This window comes from Mucilaginibacter daejeonensis (assembly GCF_020783335.1).
GTDB lineage: Bacteria > Bacteroidota > Bacteroidia > Sphingobacteriales > Sphingobacteriaceae > Mucilaginibacter > Mucilaginibacter daejeonensis.
Map to the genome: position 1 here is coordinate 4003994 of NZ_CP086068.1, position 16393 is coordinate 4020386.

12 protein-coding genes are annotated in these 16393 nt (G+C 50.7%); 5 read left to right on the forward strand and 7 right to left on the reverse strand.

Going from position 1 to position 16393, the window contains the following annotated elements:
- Positions 1-36 precede the first annotated feature (36 nt).
- Positions 37-579: an NADPH-dependent FMN reductase gene (locus LLH06_RS17125; RefSeq protein WP_228170507.1), complete on the forward strand. Its 543-nt coding sequence runs from the start codon at positions 37-39 to the stop codon at positions 577-579.
- Between the two features lie 1120 nt (positions 580-1699).
- Here the strand turns inward: LLH06_RS17125 and LLH06_RS17130 are convergent.
- From LLH06_RS17130 to LLH06_RS17145, 4 genes are all read right to left on the reverse strand, one after another.
- On the reverse strand, positions 1700-2626 hold the full coding sequence (locus tag LLH06_RS17130; protein ID WP_228170508.1) for a 1-phosphofructokinase family hexose kinase: 927 nt from the start codon (positions 2624-2626) through the stop codon (positions 1700-1702).
- Positions 2623-3681: a class I fructose-bisphosphate aldolase gene (locus tag LLH06_RS17135; protein WP_228170509.1), complete on the reverse strand. Its 1059-nt coding sequence runs from the start codon at positions 3679-3681 to the stop codon at positions 2623-2625. Before LLH06_RS17135 ends, LLH06_RS17130 begins: the two co-directional genes overlap by 4 nt.
- 889 nt (positions 3682-4570) lie before the next feature.
- The gene (ligA, locus tag LLH06_RS17140) at positions 4571-6577 is read right to left on the reverse strand and encodes an NAD-dependent DNA ligase LigA (RefSeq protein WP_228170510.1); all 2007 of its coding nucleotides are present in this window, start codon (positions 6575-6577) and stop codon (positions 4571-4573) included.
- Positions 6578-6617: 40 nt separating this feature from the next.
- Positions 6618-8435, reverse strand: a complete 1818-nt coding sequence (locus tag LLH06_RS17145) for a DUF885 domain-containing protein (RefSeq protein ID WP_228170511.1) — start codon at positions 8433-8435, stop codon at positions 6618-6620.
- Positions 8436-8556: 121 nt separating this feature from the next.
- Between LLH06_RS17145 and LLH06_RS17150 the strand changes: the two genes are divergently transcribed.
- Positions 8557-9033 carry a DinB family protein gene (locus LLH06_RS17150; protein ID WP_228170512.1) on the forward strand — a complete coding sequence of 159 codons (477 nt, stop codon included), beginning with the start codon at positions 8557-8559 and terminating at the stop codon, positions 9031-9033.
- A 209-nt stretch (positions 9034-9242) separates the two neighbouring features.
- Here LLH06_RS17150 and LLH06_RS17155 read toward each other — a convergent pair whose 3' ends face one another.
- The 3 genes from LLH06_RS17155 to LLH06_RS17165 all read right to left on the reverse strand — a co-directional run bounded on the left by LLH06_RS17155 (position 9243) and on the right by LLH06_RS17165 (position 11876).
- Positions 9243-10538 carry a serine aminopeptidase domain-containing protein gene (locus LLH06_RS17155; protein WP_228170513.1) on the reverse strand — a complete coding sequence of 432 codons (1296 nt, stop codon included), beginning with the start codon at positions 10536-10538 and terminating at the stop codon, positions 9243-9245.
- Positions 10539-10643: 105 nt separating this feature from the next.
- Positions 10644-11033, reverse strand: coding sequence for a DUF1634 domain-containing protein (locus tag LLH06_RS17160; protein WP_228170514.1), 390 nt, complete (start codon positions 11031-11033; stop codon positions 10644-10646).
- 6 nt (positions 11034-11039) lie between these two features.
- Positions 11040-11876 carry a sulfite exporter TauE/SafE family protein gene (locus LLH06_RS17165; RefSeq protein WP_228170515.1) on the reverse strand — a complete coding sequence of 279 codons (837 nt, stop codon included), beginning with the start codon at positions 11874-11876 and terminating at the stop codon, positions 11040-11042.
- A gap of 254 nt (positions 11877-12130) precedes the next feature.
- Here LLH06_RS17165 and LLH06_RS17170 point away from each other — a divergent pair, with 254 nt between their 5' ends.
- From LLH06_RS17170 to LLH06_RS17180, 3 genes are all read left to right on the forward strand, one after another.
- The gene (locus tag LLH06_RS17170; protein WP_228170516.1) at positions 12131-14551 is read left to right on the forward strand and encodes a DUF5686 and carboxypeptidase regulatory-like domain-containing protein; all 2421 of its coding nucleotides are present in this window, start codon (positions 12131-12133) and stop codon (positions 14549-14551) included.
- 108 nt (positions 14552-14659) lie between these two features.
- The gene (dapA, locus tag LLH06_RS17175; RefSeq protein ID WP_228170517.1) at positions 14660-15538 is read left to right on the forward strand and encodes a 4-hydroxy-tetrahydrodipicolinate synthase; all 879 of its coding nucleotides are present in this window, start codon (positions 14660-14662) and stop codon (positions 15536-15538) included.
- Positions 15539-15688: 150 nt separating this feature from the next.
- The gene (locus tag LLH06_RS17180; RefSeq protein ID WP_228170518.1) at positions 15689-16378 is read left to right on the forward strand and encodes a hypothetical protein; all 690 of its coding nucleotides are present in this window, start codon (positions 15689-15691) and stop codon (positions 16376-16378) included.
- Positions 16379-16393: the final 15 nt, after the last annotated feature.

Genomic DNA, 16393 nt, shown 5'->3' on the forward strand with positions numbered 1-16393 from the left:
GTATGTTGGGGTTCAAAAAAGCACATCACACACTATATGAAGATCGAGATCATATCGGGCAGTCCGCGCCCGGATAGCCACACTTACAAGGAGGCCTTATTTATTTACAACCACTTTAAAACCAACACCCAGCACGAGGTAGGCCTGATCGACGTGCGCGAGAACCCGTTGCCATTGCTCGAAAAGGTATGGTCGTCGGCCGAGGCAGCGCCCGAACAATTCCGCTCGCTGGCCGAACGCATGTTCGCGGCACAAGCCTTTATTTTGGTGACTCCGGAATATAACGGCGGCTATTCGCCAGCGCTCAAGAACCTGTTCGACCATTTTCCAAAGCAGGTACACAAGACCTTTGGCATCGTGACCGGTTCGGCCGGACCAATGGGCGGCATGCGCGCAACCCAGCAACTACAGCTCTACATCAACGCCCTGTTCGGCATCGCCTCCCCCTACATGATCGTGACCCCACACGTTGACAAGAAATTTGATGCCGAAGGAAATTTGTTGGACAGCAGCTTCCAGGCCAATGTGGATACCTTCACCGCCGAGTTCCTTTGGTTAGCGGAGAAGGTTAGTGTTTAAAGTTCTATTTGTTACACAACCCGTCATGCCGATGCCTATCGGCATCTCTCAGGACAGGTCGGTTACTTGGCATGTGAGATGCTGAAACAAGTTCAGCATGACCGGGGTGGTAAGGAATAGCTCCCCCAAATAAAAGTTGTCATGCTGAACGGAGTGAAGCATCCTATACGCCATGTCTGATCGCACGTATAGGATGTATCGCATGCGCTCAACATGACAGGGAAGTATAGATCACCACCAACCCAGCCCGTCGTGCCGATGCATATCGGCATTCCTCATGACAAGTCAATCACTTAGCAGGTGGGATGCTTAAACAAGTTCAGCATGACGGGGTGGTAAGGAATAGCTCCCCCAAATAAAAATTGTCATGCTGAACAGAGTAAAGCATCCTATACGCCATGTCTGATCGCACGTATAGGATGTTTCGCATGCGCTCAACATGACAGGGAAGTATACATCACCATTCACCCAGCACTCAACCAACCAACCCGTCATGCCGATGCATATCGGCATCCCTCAGGACAGGTGGACGCTGGGCGACCTTGCATGTGAGATGCTGAAACGAGTTCAGCCTGACCGGGGTGGTAAGGAATAGCTTCCCAAATAAAAGTTGTCATGCTGAACGAAGTGAAGCATTCTATACGCCATTCCTGATCGCACGTACAGGATGTTTCGCATGCGATCAACATGACAGGGAAGTATAGATTACCAACCAACCCGTCATGCCGATGCATATCGGCATCTCTCAGGACGGGTCGGTCACTTAGCAGGTGGGATGCTGAAACGAGTTCAGCATGACCAGGGTGATAAGGAATAGCTCCCCCAAAAAAGTTGTCATGCTGAACGGAGTGAAGCATCCTATACGCCATTCCTGATCGCACGTACAGGATGTTTCGCATGCGCTCAACATGACAGAGAAGCATAGATCACCAACCAACCCGTCATGCCGATGTATATCGGCTTCCCTCAGGACAGGTGGACGCTGGGTGACCTTGCATGTGGGATGCCGAAACAAGTTCGGCATGACGGGGTGGAGAACTAACCTCATCCCAAAAAAAATGTCATGTTGAACCTATGCTCAACATGACATTTTAATATCAACCCAGGGAAAAGACCCTGATCACTTCAGTTTCTCGAACAGGCTTTCGGCGTCGGCTTTGCGGAAGAGTTCGGGGCCGGCGTTCATGGTGGCGGCGCTGCCGCAGGCTATGCCCATACGTACCACGTCCTTTAGCTCCCAGCCTTTGTCTAATGCGTAAACCATACCAGCTACCATGCTGTCGCCTGCACCTACGGTACTGCGTTTCTCAACATCAGGTGCCGGGATGTGCTCACTGTAACCGCGCGAGGCCACATAGGCTCCATCCGGACCTAAGGACACCACCACTACCTGGCATTTGCCTTTATCAATGATCTGCTGGGCCGCGGCTTCCACGCTTTGCTTATCCTTCACCTCGATACCGGTCAGCTTGCTCAGCTCCTTTTGGTTAGGCTTAAGCAGGTAGATGCCTTCGTTAACAGCATTGGCAAGCGCCTCGCCCGAAGTATCAACAATGAGTTTGATATCGTCCTCTTTGCAAACGCGCGCCAGTTTGGCAATAAAGTCATCGCTGGCACCAGGCGGCATACTACCGCTCACTACCATAAATTTAGGCTTAGGTACCAGCTTCTTAATAGTGCTCAGTATCTCGCGCTCCTCCTTGGGCAGCAGCTCTACCGCAGGCATCCCAAAACGATATTCCTCATGCACCTCCCGGTTCACCACGATGAAGTTCTCGCGGGTCATCTTTTCGGTAAGAATAGGTACCTGGTTGATATGCTCAGCTTTAAGCAGATCCTGCAGTAGCTGACCGGTCAACCCGCCCGACGGGAAGACCGCGATGGAATTCACGTTCAAACGTTTTAATCCTCTTGAAACGTTGATGCCTCCGCCTCCCGGCTCGAACAATGGTTCGTCGCAAGCCAGTTTTTGATCGGGCTCTATCCTGTCTACTTTGGTGCTTTTGTCAACTACCGGGCTCAGCGTGACCGTTACGATATGCTTCATGCAATGGTGATCTCTTGCGCCAAATATACATCTTGTATCATATTCAGGAACTCCACGCCCTCAGCAAATGGACGCTGGAACGCACGACGGCCTAAGATCAATCCTGAACCACCTGCACGTTTGTTGATCACCGCGTTCATTACCGAATTGGCCAGATCGCCCTCGCCTTTTGATTCGCCACCTGAGTTGATCAGCCCGGCACGGCCCATGTAGCAATTAGCCACCTGGTAACGGCACAGATCGATCGGGTGATCAGTAGCCATTTTGCTGTACATTAATGGATCAGATTTAGAGAAACCGATCTTGGTGAAACCACCGTTCACATCAGGCATTTTTTGCTTGATGATATCGGCCTGAATGGTAACGCCTATATGATTGGCCTGACCGGTGATGTCGGCCGAGGTCTCGTAGTTAACGCCATCCTTTTTAAAGTCGTTGTTGCGGGTGTAGCACCACAGTACGGTGGCCATACCCAGCTCGTGCGCACGCTCAAAGGCTTGCGATACTTCGATGATCTGGCGACTCGAGTCTTCGGACCCGAAGTAGATGGTAGCGCCTACTGCGGCAGCACCCAAATTCCAGGCATCCTCTACCGACCCGAACATGATCTGATCATATTTGGTAGGATAAGTAAGCAGCTCATTATGGTTGATCTTGACCAGGAACGGGATCTTGTGCGCATACTTGCGCGATACCATGGCCAGGTTACCGAACGTGGTCGCCACCGCGTTACAACCGCCCTCAATGGCCAGCTTCACGATATTTTCGGGGTCGAAATACATCGGGTTCTTGGCGAACGACGCACCTGCAGTATGCTCGATGCCCTGATCGATAGGCAATATGGATAAGTAACCGGTATTGGCCAACCGGCCATGGCCATACATGGCCTGCAGGTTACGCAGCACCTGCGGGTTGCGGTTGCTTTGAACAAATATCTTGTCAACAAAATCAGGTGACGGGGTATGCAGCAGGTCCTTGGCAAAGGTCTCGCTTTTATGGTCCAGATAGTAGCTGGCCTTGTCGCCTAGCAGTTCCTGTATCTTTTGAAACGCCATAACTGTATTATTTAATTCGTTAATGTTTGTGCAACAATAACATCGGCCCAATGTTATTGTTGATCGAAAAATAACGCAGCATTTTTTATGACGATCGGGAGACGGGGGATGATGCATAACTATTCGACCCCGTCATGTTGGGCGTATGCGAAACATTCTATACTTACGATCGGCCATGACGTATAGGATGCTTCACTGCGTTCAGCATGACAAGTTTGTTTTATGGTGCTTGGCGTAGCTTGACCTGTTATGTCATGCTGAACTTGTTTCAGCATCTCACCTGCACGGTGAGTTACTTGTCCTGAGAGATGCCGATATGCATTGGCATGACGGGGTTGGACAATTTTGTTTCCCTCCATCTCCACCCCTGTCATGTTGAGCGTATGCGAAACATCCTGTGCGTGCGATCAGGCATGGGGTATAGGATGCTTCACTGCGTTCAGCATGACAAGTTCGTTTTATGGTGCTTGGCGTAGCTTGACCTGTTATGTCATGCTGAACTTGTTTCAGCATCTCACATGCAAGGTGAATTACTTGTCCTTTGAGATGCCGATATGCATCGGCATGACGGGTTGGATAATTTTATTTGCCTCTATCTCCACCCCTGTCATGTTGAGCGTATGCGAAACGTCCTGTGCGTGCGATCAGGCATGGGGTATAGGATGCTTCACTGTGTTCAGCATGACAAGTTTTTTTATGGTGCCGGCGTATCTTGACCCACCCTGTCATGCTGAACTTGTTTCAGCATCCTATAAGATACGTAGCCGACAGATGCGCAACCTTTCCTGCGAGACCCCGATACGGAGCGGCATGACGGTCGGTAAAAAACTTCCGCCGCAGAGATGGCTTCGTGCCTCGCCATGACGGGTGGGTAGTGCGCTTAGAACTGTTAAAGCATCTTCAACAATTCTTCATCGGTAATGATAGGAATATTTAGTTTGTTGGCCTTTTCGAGTTTAGAAGGGCCCATGTTATCGCCGGCCACCAGGTAGTTCAATTTGGCCGATATGCTGCTCAAGATCTTGCCGCCGTTCTGCTCGATCATCTCTTTGAGCTCATCGCGCGAGTATTTTTCGAACACACCTGATATGATAAATGTCTTGCCTGCCAGTTTATCGCTGGCCAGGACCACTTCCTTTTCTTCGGCCGCGAACTGAAGACCCTGGCTTTTGAGCTTTTGCAATTCCTGCTGATGCACCTCACCGCTCAGGTATTCCACCAGGCTTTGGGCAATGCGTTCGCCGATCTCGTCCACAGCGGTGATCTCTTCGAGGGTGGCGGCTTGCATGCGTTCTAAGGTCTTGAAGTGAGCCACCAGTTTGCGGGCCACGGTCTCCCCCACGTAACGGATACCCAGGCCGAACAGTACTTTTTCAAATGGCTTTTCTTTCGACTTTTCGATACCGGCAAGCATGTTGGTGATCGAGCGTTCGCCAAAGCGGTCCATCTGTTTTAATTCGTCGGCACGGAGGTGCAGGTCGTAGATATCGCTGATATGCGAGATGAAACCTTTTTGGTACAACGTTTCCAGGGTCTCATCACCCAAACCGTCAATGTCCATGGCCTTGCGACCTACAAAATGCTGCATCTTGCTCACGATCTGCGGTGGGCAGCCTTCGTCGTTAGGGCAATAGAACGCGGCCTCGCCTTCTTTACGTTCGAGCGGGGTACCGCATACCGGGCAATTGGTGAGATATACGATCGGCTCGGCATTAGGCTTTCTTTTGTCAGGGTTCACGCTGATGATCTTGGGGATGATCTCGCCGCCTTTTTCTACGTATACGGTATCGCCTTCGTGCAGGTCGAGGCGGAGGATCTCGTTGGCATTGTGCAGAGTGGCACGTTTAACGGTGGTGCCGGCCAGCAGGACCGGCTTCAGGTTGGCCACCGGGGTAACGGCACCCGTACGACCTACGTTGTATGACACGCTTTCGAGCGAGGTCTCTACCCGCTCGGCCTTGAATTTATAAGAGATGGCCCAGCGCGGCACTTTGGCCGTAAAGCCCAGTTCTTCCTGCTGGCCGTAGTTGTTCACCTTGATCACGATACCATCGATATCAAAACTGAGGTCGAAACGGGCCGTATCCCAATGTTCGATGTATTTGAGCACCTCATTGATATTACTGCACAGTTTGCTATCGTCACTCACATGGAAGCCCCATTTTTTGATGGCCTGCAAACTTTCCCAATGTGTTTTGTAGGGCGAGCGCTCCATGTGCAGGGCATATAAAAAGCAATCGAGCGGGCGGCGGGCCACCTCGGCAGAGTCCTGAAGTTTCATGGTGCCTGAGGCAAAGTTGCGCGGGTTGGCATAAGCCACCTCACCATTCTCGATGCGCTCATTGTTCAAGCGGTCAAAAGCCTTGCGGTGCATGAACACCTCGCCCCGTATCTCGAACAGGTCGGGGTAGCCGTCACCTTTCAGCGTTTTGGGTACGGTATGTATAGTGCGGACGTTGGTGGTCACGTCGTCGCCCTCTACCCCGTTGCCGCGCGTGACGGCGCGGGCCAGTTTACCGTTCTCGTAGGTCATGCTCATGCTCAATCCATCGAACTTGAGCTCTACCACATATTCAAAATTATCGCCAATGGCCTTACGCACGCGTTGATCAAATTCCAGCAGTTCCTGCTCACTGTAGGTGTTGCCTAATGACAGCATAGGCCAGCGGTGGCGCACGGTCTGGAACTCTTTGGTCACCTCGCCGCCTACCCTTTGGGTGGGCGAGTCGGCATGGGCAAGCTCGGGATTGGCCTCTTCCAGTTTGGCGAGTTCTTTAAGCTTCAGATCAAAATCCTGATCGCTGATGGTGGGCTGCGCCAGCACATAGTAATTATAGTTATGCTGTTTTAGCTCGGCGGTCAGATCATCGATCTGTTGTTTGATATGGGTAGACATGAGGTAATAATTAATATAAAGTATCAGGTGACCGGACGTATTAATTCACGGGGGCTTTGTCACCCTTGTCACTTGTGGGTGCGGTGGCGGCTGGTGCATCATCCGCCTTTTTGGTGATCATCAGTTCGCGGATCAGTTTGACCGGGGCGCTGCCATAGCTCAGGAACTTTTCGTTAAAGGCCTTGACGGTGAACTTATCACCCAAACGCTTTTTGTAGGCGTCGCGCAGGTCGGTGATCTCTTTGTAGCCGTTGAAGTAGCTGGTGAGCTGCACGCTGCTCACGGTCACCCGCTTCCACTTACCTTCGGCCTCGGCCTGCTGCTGGAAGGCCTCGCGGGTGAGTAACTTGATGGCTTGCTCCTTATTCATGTTGTTCACGTGCACGCCATAGTCGAGTATGGTATTGCACACCGAGCGCAGATTCCACTTATACCACATCAGGCGCATCTCGGGCTCGTTGTTGCCGTAGCCTGCATCGAGCATCATCTCTTCGGCATAAACCGCCCAACCCTCGATCATGGCACCGTTCTGCAGTACGGCCTTGATCATGCTGGGTGCTTTGTTAGAGTATACCAATTGAGTGTAATGTCCGGGTATAGCTTCATGGATGCACAGGATCTGCAGCATATATTGGTTGTACTCGCGCAGATAGCTTTCGGCGCGTTGGGGTGCCCAACCGCTCAGGCTGCCTACGTTGAAGTAGGTGTTACCCGTTTTGTCATACGGGCCTGGCGAACTTACCGATGCACCGGCCACACCAGCCATGTAGGCCGGCTCTTTACGCACGATGAGCGGCTTCGAAGGATCAAGCGTGAGCAGGTCCTTGGCCCGTACAAAGTCCACCAGTTTAGGCATGAGCTTCTCGATAGAGCTTTGGAACTCTTCGGGCTTCACGTGTTTGGCCGATAGCGTGTCGATCATCTTACCGATCAGCTCGATCGAATCTTTAGGCATGGGTGTGTTAGCACCAAAGTATTTAGGCCATAGTTGCTTGCTGATCTTGGCCATTTGACCATGCAGGTACTTTTTACGGTCGACCGCGGCATTATATAGTTGCTGCGCCGTAAGGCCCGACTGTATCTCGAACTTGAACTTATCCTGATACAGGTCATTCCCTAAACGGAAGCTGCGCGGCTTGGTGCTTTTTAATTTGGTGAGCCAGTCGGCAAAAGCTCTAACGGCATCGGCACTGGTCTTGGCGCGGGCCACCATCAGCTTTTGGGTGGCCTCGGGTATCTTGGTCTTCTTGAGCGAATCCGCAAAATCCTTCTCGATCACGCTTACGCCACCGTTCAACTGATCAGCGGCCAGGGCGGTGAGCTCGGGTACAGGGTCTTTGATCTGCTTTTGGGCCTCTTTGTAGTAATCGGGCAGCTTTTGCAGTTTCTCGTAAAAGTTGCGCAGGCGTTTGTCTAACGGGGCATACCGCTCGTTCAAAATGTAAGCAAAGGTGGAGATGTTGTTATAGCTGCCCGGGTCCCACTCCCACTCCTTGAGGGTTTGCAGGCTCCATTGTATGCGCTGCACCTCGTTCTGGATCAGTTGGTAGTCGAGCTTGTTGCTGGCCGGCAGGGTGTTGGCATCGTAGTGGGTGAGTGAGTCGGCCTCTACTTTGGCAAAAGTGATCAGTTTATCACGGTTGCTTTGGCTCGGGATCACCAGCAAACTATCATATACGTGGTAACCGGTCTGGGTGGCGCGGTCGGGCTGTAACTTCCACAAAGCCTCTAAAAAATGCTTGGTGTAGTTGCTAAAGGCCGCGTTGTCGCGCATGGTATCGCTCGGGCCGCCCTCTTTTTTACAGCCAATAAGCAGCAGCGCGCCTATCACTATGGTAGTTAATATCCTGTTGATCACGACTATGAGTTTGATGCGGTTAAAGGTATAAACCTACAAATTTAGCGGGGTAATTAGCAAGCTTGAAATTCAATGAACCATGCCCCCATTGTTTTGTTAGCTCTATTAAAACCCTAACAATATGTCAGATCATAGCCGATCCCTCGTGAATGAGATCATCAAATTGATGAATGGAGGTACTGCACATGCCTCGTTAGAAGATGCCTTAAAAGACCTGCCTGCCGAGCAACGCGGTGAACGCCCGCATGGACTGCCCTACAGCATCTGGCAATTGGTAGAGCACATCCGCATAGCGCAATGGGATATGCTGGAGTTCAGCAAAGATGCCTTGCATAAGTCGCCTAAGTGGCCTGAAGAGTACTGGCCCAAGGAGACCGCTCCAGCCAGCGAAGAGGCCTGGAACAACTCACTGGCCCAGATCAAAAAAGACCTGCAGGAAATGACCGAACTGGTACAGACCGAAGACCTGCACAAACCCATTCCTCACGGAACCGGGCAAACCCTGTTGCGAGAGGCCTTACAGATAGCCGACCATACGGGCTATCACATCGCCGAGATCATTGTGATCCGCAGGTTATTGGGAAGCTGGAAAAGCTGAGTAGTGAGTAGTGAGTAGTGAGTAGTGAGTAGTGAGTAGTGAGTAGTGAGTAGTGAGTAGTGAGTAGTGAGTGAATGCGCTTTCCCTGTTAAAGGTTTGAGAACTTGTCATCTTTTTAATAAAGATGACAAGTTCTGTATATGCTATTCGGACCTTGTTTAGCCCTTTTGACCACCGTCTCACATACCAACAGACTCAAAAGTCCTATCTTACTTGACCGCTTTTACAAAGTCGGTCACGGCGGTCACTAATTCGGGTTTGATGGGGAGCGCGGGTTGGTTGTAGGTGGCCAGGTTAGCGGCTTGGGTGGCAGGTGCTTCTTTCAGTACGTAGTTCATGCCGGCTATAGGCACCAGTTTGGCATCGCTTTTTGCTTTTTTCAAGCGTTCGGCATCGGCCATGCTCACTTGCAGGTCAGTAGTGCCTTGTACGATCAGCACCGGTATCTTCACCTTTTTCAATTCTTTTACGGGATCGTATCGCATCCAACTGGCCAGGTAGTATTGTACGCTTGGGCGGGCTATGCTGTACAAGCCAAAATCTACCTGGTCGCGCGTTTTGCCTTTGCGCAAGCTGTCCAGTATAGCTTTAAAGTTTTGGGTGATATTCTCAGGTTGCGACTTCAATTGCTCGGTCATCACCTTATCGCCCGATAAGCTTTCGCCTTCGGCCGATATCAGGCCGCTCACTGGTTGACCGGCCGAAGCCAGTATGCCTACTAACGAGCCTTCGCCATGGCCGAACAGGATCACTTTCGAAAACCGCTGATCTTCTTTCAACTGGTTGGTGATCGTCACCACATCGTCCACGTAATCATCAAAGCGCCACTCCTTTTCGGCGGCCGGGCTTGCCGAGGTGACATCCAAACGGCGTTTATCGTATCTAACGGTGGCAATGCCGTTCTTGGCTAAAGCACCCGCTAAAAGTTTATAGCTGTCGGTACGCTGATTGAGGCGGGGCTTGTTACCATCGCGGTCGGTAGGGCCCGAGGACGGGATAATGATCACCACCGGCACCTTACCGCTTACCTGTTTAGGCAAGCCTAAAGTACCACGCACCACACCCGAAAGCGTCTTGATCTCCAGCGGTGACTCGTCCATATCAGGGTCGGCCACACGGGCACCTGTTTTGGCGTTAGGGTCTTTAATGTTATCAAAAAACAGTCCGCTTAGCTTACCGTAAGAGTTGATGCTGATCTTCATGGCCAGCGAGCCTTTTTGAAAGTCGGCACGGTAAGTGGCCACGCCATTCTCGAAACCGGCAAAGACCGTGCGCTGCAATGCGCCCGAGCGGCTTTGCAACTCAGCGAACATTTGGCGGTTGGTCTCCTGCGGCATCTCTGACCTTACCTCGGCCGCGAACATATTGAATAAGCTGTCGGGTTGGTTACGGTTATAGTAATGCATGAACTTGCCTAATGCCACGCGGTAACCAACAGGTTCGCTTTGTGCCCAAACGCTGCAAAGACTGAACAGTAAAGTAAAAAGTAAAAGCGGTCGTCTCATTGTTCCAAAAGTAAGAAATAAAAGCAACCCCACCCAACCCTCCCCGATGGGAGGACTTTATTAGTTATATATACTCACTCTCCTTTGGAGAGGGCCGGGGTGAGATTACCCCGCATGCCCGGAGAGGGCACTGGCCACAATGATGAGCAACACCAGCAGGGTTATGCCGGTGTAAAGCCAGTCGCGCTCGAGCACAAAACCAATTGCTGAAAAGATGATGCGGATCACCGGAGTACTGATGAGCAGGATGATGCCACCTTGTATGATGGCACGCCCACGACCGGTCATGATGCCATGCCAAATTCCTCCTGCACTGTGCACAAAGGCCGGCACACCGGTAAAGGCGCTGTAATGTACCTGCTCGGCACCATGGCGGTACAGGTAAATGCATCCACCTATAAACACCACCAGCATGGACACGATCACGCCCACGCGCAAGATCCAGCCAATGATCTGCTGTATATCAGTATCGTGTATGGTGTCTTTGGTTGCCACGCTTATTTATATCTTATGGTTGAGGCCGTTGTATATCATTTGCACGGCCAAAAAGGTAACGATCACGGCAAATACCCAGCGCAGCCATTGTGATGAACTGGTATGCACCAAAATTTTGGATCCGGTGAGCGCTCCCAGCAACACGCCCAGTACCACCGGCATGGATAGCCCCGGGTCTATATACCCCCGTTGCAGGTACACCACCGCGCTGGCCGCTGCCGTAACACCGATCATGAAATTACTGGTAGTAGTTGATACCTTGAACGGGATGCGCATGATGCCATCCATGGCCACTACCTTCAAAGCGCCCGAGCCGATGCCCAGCAAGCCTGATATCACTCCGGCAAAAAGCATCATTAAAAAGCCGCCGCCTACATGGCGTACGCCATATTGAACCACACCAGCCGAGGTCGGGTAAGTGCCGTTGAGTTTAAGCTTTTGCGCCCAGGTATCATCATGCTTATCTATATGTTCGACCTTTGGCTTTAATGACATGATCGCCGAGAATATGAGGATCACCCCAAAAATGACGGCAATGACACTGGTTTGTATATGCAACGCCAGCATGGCGCCTGCCAATGCGCCCACGGTAGTAGCGATCTCCAGGAACATGCCGAGCCTGATGTTGGTGATACCTTCCTTAACATAGGCAGCTGCCGAGCCCGACGAGGTAGCGATCACCGAGATGAGCGAGGCACCGATCGCGTAATGGATGTTGACCCCCAGCAACAGGGTAAGCAACGGGATGATCACCACCCCACCGCCCAGCCCAGTAAGGGAGCCCAGCAGCCCGGCAAAGTATGATCCCACCAAAACGATAACGGTCAAAACAAGTACTGACATGCACGGGCTAAGTTAGCAAGAACCCCTGCCGTAATGCTGCTTTATTTGAAAATAGTGGTCTATAATATCTACCAATAAAGTGGCTTAACGCTTTGCAGGGCAACTTTTTAGCGCTGCGTGCAACTGTGGGTAACAGCATTTTTCCTTATCAATTAACATACTTTAACGATCAATCATGGCTAAATAATGAGCATATTTACGCTCACCTATTCTGTCTCATGCACAAAACGTTTTTCTTGCTTTTATTTACATTCTTGACAGCGTTAGCTAACGCACAAACCTTCACCTTAAAAGGAACCGTAAAAGATCAAAATGGCCAGCCCATTCCCTTTGTTACCGTAGTGGTAAAAGGCACCAGCAAAGGATCGCCGGCCAATAGTGATGGCGAGTACAACCTTAGCTTAGCTTCGGGCAATTATGATATTTTGTTCAAAGGCATTGGATACAAGCAACAGATCAGGCCTGTAGCGCTTACGGCCGATCGTGTATTGAACGTTCAGCTGGAACCGGAATCGTTCGTGTTGCAAAATGTGGTGGTGAAAGCAGGCGGCGAGGACCCGGCCTATGCGATCATTCGTAAAGCCATCCGCAAACGTAATACTTACCTTACCCAGGTAAAAAGCTACCAGTGTGATACTTACATCAAAGGCCTGCAGCGCATGTTGAGCGCACCCAAGAAGTTCCTGGGGCGAGACATCGATCAGATCGGTCGTGAGCTGGGACTCGACTCCAACCGCAAAGGCATCCTATACCTTTCAGAGTCAGAATCTAAACTAAGTTTCATGCAGCCCGACCGCTATCACGAGGAGATGGTGTCCTCCAAGGTATCGGGCAGCAACCGGGCGTTCAGCTTTAACCGGGCATCAGATCTGGACGTGAACTTCTACCAGAACCTGCAGAATTGGGAAGGCATCAGTAACCGCCCACTAATATCGCCCATTGCCGATAATGCTTTAAGCTACTATAACTACCGCTACATGGGCGAAACAGTGGAGAACGGCGAGACCGTGAACCGCATCAAAGTGACGCCTAAACGCCAGTACGAGCCCACCTTCGAGGGCTACATTTATATTATGGATGATAGCTGGCGCATCCATAGCACTGATCTTTATTTGACCAAAAGCTCGGGCATCAACTTTTTAGATACACTCTCGGTAAAACAACAATACATCCCGGTTGAGCGTAAGGCCTGGATGCCATCGTCGGTCAAGTTCGAATTCACCGGCGGATTGTTAGGCTTCAAGATCGGTGGATACTTTGTGGCCGTTTACAAGAACTATGATATTGACCCTAAGCTGGATAAAAAGCTATTTGCCGAGGTGATGAAAGTGACCGCCGGCGTCAACAAAAAGGATTCGACCTACTGGCAGCAGGCCCGCCCTATCCCACTTACCACCGAGGAGACGGTCGATTATGAAAAGAAGGCCGTGCTGGCTCGCAAGCGTGAATCGAAAACGTATTTAGATTCACTCGACCGGGCCAACAACAAGGTATCGGTCGGGCGTTTCCTGTTCTCGGGGCTTAACATCCGTAACCGGTATAACAAAAGCTATTTCAGCACGCAGTCGGTATTGGGCTCTATGCTGTACAATACCGTGGAGGGTTTTACCATTAATTACGGTGCGTCGTTCCGTAAGCAGATCGACAGTGCGCGTAATAAATATCTGCTACTGAACGGCCATGTGCGCTACGGCTTTGGTAATAAATTATTGCATGGCAATGTTAATGGTGTGATCCCGGTGGATGATTACCGGATCGGCTTCAACGTAGGATCTGACGTGGTAGACCTTAACAACAAGGAACCGATTACGCCGCTATCCAACTCCATTGCTACGCTGTTCTATCGCCGTAACTATCAAAAGTTATATGATAAGCATTTTGCTGCGGTATCGGTGTCGCGCCGCATTGTTGGTGGTTTGCAAGCATCGGTAGGTGCCGAGGTAGCCGACCGTAAATGGTTAGACAATACCTCGTACTACAGCTTTTTTTACCAGCAGCGCCGCTTTACGCCTAATAACCCTTTTGCGCAAAGTGTTGATGACCATACGCCGCTGTTCAACAATAACCGGTCGTTCAAGATCAACGTTCGCGCCAGCTATGATTTTAGCGACCGCTACGTGACCTATCCAACCGGGCGTTATTACCTGCGGTCGAAGTATCCCAAACTGGAAGTATCCTACACCAAGGGCATCCGCAACTTTTTAGGATCTGATGTTGATTACGACCTGTTAACGGCCAGCATCACCAAAGATGATGTTGACCTGGGCCTTTGGGGTAAGTTCTCGTTCTATGTGGGTGCGGGCAAGTTCCTGAACAACAAAAGTGTGTTCTATACTGACGCCAAGCACTTTATGGGCACCGAGATCTTCCGTTATCGTAATGCCCCCGACGCCTTTTTGCTGCTCAATTACTATACCTACAGCACTACCGACCAGTACCTGGAAGGCCACATCGAACATAACTTTGGCGGCATTGTGATGAGCAAGATCCCGTTGCTGCGCAAGTTGAAGTTGCAGGAGATCGTTAAAGCCAATTACCTGACCACACCTCAGCTCAAAAACTACACCGAGCTGGCCGCCGGGCTGGAGTTCTATGGTATGAAAGCGCTGTACGGATGGTCATACAATACCCAGGAGAATACCAAGCACGCGTTCAGGATCGAGATAGGGTTTTAACCCCTCCCTCCCGGGGAGGGTTTGGGTGGGGCCCTTTTTAGATTATATAAGTCGGTTTATGGCTTAAAATATTATCTTAGCAACCCTTTTAACACGTAAACGACAGAAATGGAAATGTTTCACGGAACGGGGGTGGCTATGGTCACTCCGTTTACAGCGCAAGGCTCGGTAGACTATGCCGGCCTTGATACCCTGATCGATCACCTGATCAATAATGGTATCGATTACCTGGTCTCGTTAGGTACCACCGGCGAAAGCGCCACATTGAGTAAGGAAGAGAAGCAGAAGGTGTGGGCCTTTACCGCCGAAAAGGTGAACAAGCGCGTGAAACTGGTTGCCGGTATAGGCAGCAACAACACCTACGAGGTGGTTGAGGCTGTGAAGAGTTTTGACACCAATGGTTATGATGCCATCCTATCGGCCAGCCCGCATTACAATAAGCCCATACAGGAAGGCATTTACCAGCATTACAAGGCAATAGCCGAAGTTTCTCCCCTGCCGATCATTTTATATAATGTGCCCGGCCGTACCGGCAGCAACATGACCGCCGAGACCACCGTACGTTTAGCTCACGACTTTAAGAATATCATTGGTATCAAAGAAGCCTCTGGCAACTTCGACCAGTTCAACCAGATCATGCGCGATAAGCCGGCCGATTTCCTGTTCATTTCAGGTGACGATCCGGTAACGCTGCCTATGATCGCTTTGGGTGCCGTGGGTGTAATATCGGTAGTAGGTAATGCTATTCCGCGCCAGTTCAGCGATATGATCCGCCTGGCTTTAAGCGGCGACCTGGTAGCTGCCCGTGCCGAGCACTATAAGTTCATTGAGTTCACCCGGTTAATGTTCGCTGAGGGTAGCCCTGGTGGTGTAAAGACCGCGCTTAAACAATTAGGCGTTTGCGGTGATGCCTTACGCCTGCCATTGGTTCAGGTTAGCCCGTCAACAGCCGATAAGATCGCTGTTGAATTGAAGAAGATCGTTTAAAGCTATTTTATATTATCACATCCTAAAGGTGGCCGAAGCTGTAAATGCGGATCCGGCCACCTTTTTTGTTGGGATAAATTTTAATGTATTCTTGGCTGTAGCTATCGGGCAAGTGGTTGCGTATAGGCTTACACACAACAACCAAAAGTTATGAAAAAAGCTTTCCTATTCCTGTTACTGATCACTGCCATTTGCTCCTGCCAAAAAGATGACCTCAATGGACCTGGCGAGATCATTATCGAACCACCAGCAGTGGTGATGATCTCGAAAGACTCGATCGCTACGGGTCAGTTCTGGGGCATTACCATCGGACAAACCTCGGCCGAGATATATGCCAAGATACAAAGCCTCAGGACCGAGAAAGGCATTACCAGCCTTGGCGTAGTAGACAATAGATTCAGCCGCCTGGATTCGATACAGAGCATGATCCCCTTGTACAGTTCACTGTTCCTGGACGAACGCAAAGGCACCGACCGTGGGATTCAGTTCTCGTTCAATAACGACAAGGTAGAACAGATATTTGTGAACAGCGGCCAGCGATTGCAGCAATGGCCTACGCTATCGAACAAGACCCTATCGGTAGCGGTGGGCGACCCTGTTAGCGAGGTATATAACAAGCTGTCAGCCATCAAGAGTACCGGTAATTACAATAGCCTTTTTGAAAGCCTATCTATCTTTTATAAGATCGTTAGCAAACCTTACGACCCAACCATGAGCAAGTCAAGGCAGTGGTACTTTGCCACACCGGTGGTCAATAAACGCTATTACCTTGTCCACCTGAATTTTGTGGGAGGCAAGCTTCAGTCTATTAAGTCAGAGTTATGGGAGACCGCGGGATAATGGCCCTTGACCTAT

Bases quoted from the DNA above. Each gene is read 5' to 3' on its own strand.
- LLH06_RS17125 (WP_228170507.1), top strand. From the start codon at position 37: ATGAAGATCGAGATCATATCGGGCAGTCCGCGCCCGGATAGCCACACT.
- LLH06_RS17130 (WP_228170508.1), bottom strand. From the start codon at position 2,626: ATGAAGCATATCGTAACGGTCACGCTGAGCCCGGTAGTTGACAAAAGC.
- LLH06_RS17135 (WP_228170509.1), bottom strand. From the start codon at position 3,681: ATGGCGTTTCAAAAGATACAGGAACTGCTAGGCGACAAGGCCAGCTAC.
- ligA (WP_228170510.1), bottom strand. From the start codon at position 6,577: ATGTCTACCCATATCAAACAACAGATCGATGATCTGACCGCCGAGCTA.
- LLH06_RS17150 (WP_228170512.1), top strand. From the start codon at position 8,557: ATGTCAGATCATAGCCGATCCCTCGTGAATGAGATCATCAAATTGATG.
- LLH06_RS17155 (WP_228170513.1), bottom strand. From the start codon at position 10,538: ATGAGACGACCGCTTTTACTTTTTACTTTACTGTTCAGTCTTTGCAGC.
- LLH06_RS17165 (WP_228170515.1), bottom strand. From the start codon at position 11,876: ATGTCAGTACTTGTTTTGACCGTTATCGTTTTGGTGGGATCATACTTT.
- dapA (WP_228170517.1), top strand. From the start codon at position 14,660: ATGGAAATGTTTCACGGAACGGGGGTGGCTATGGTCACTCCGTTTACA.
- LLH06_RS17180 (WP_228170518.1), top strand. From the start codon at position 15,689: ATGAAAAAAGCTTTCCTATTCCTGTTACTGATCACTGCCATTTGCTCC.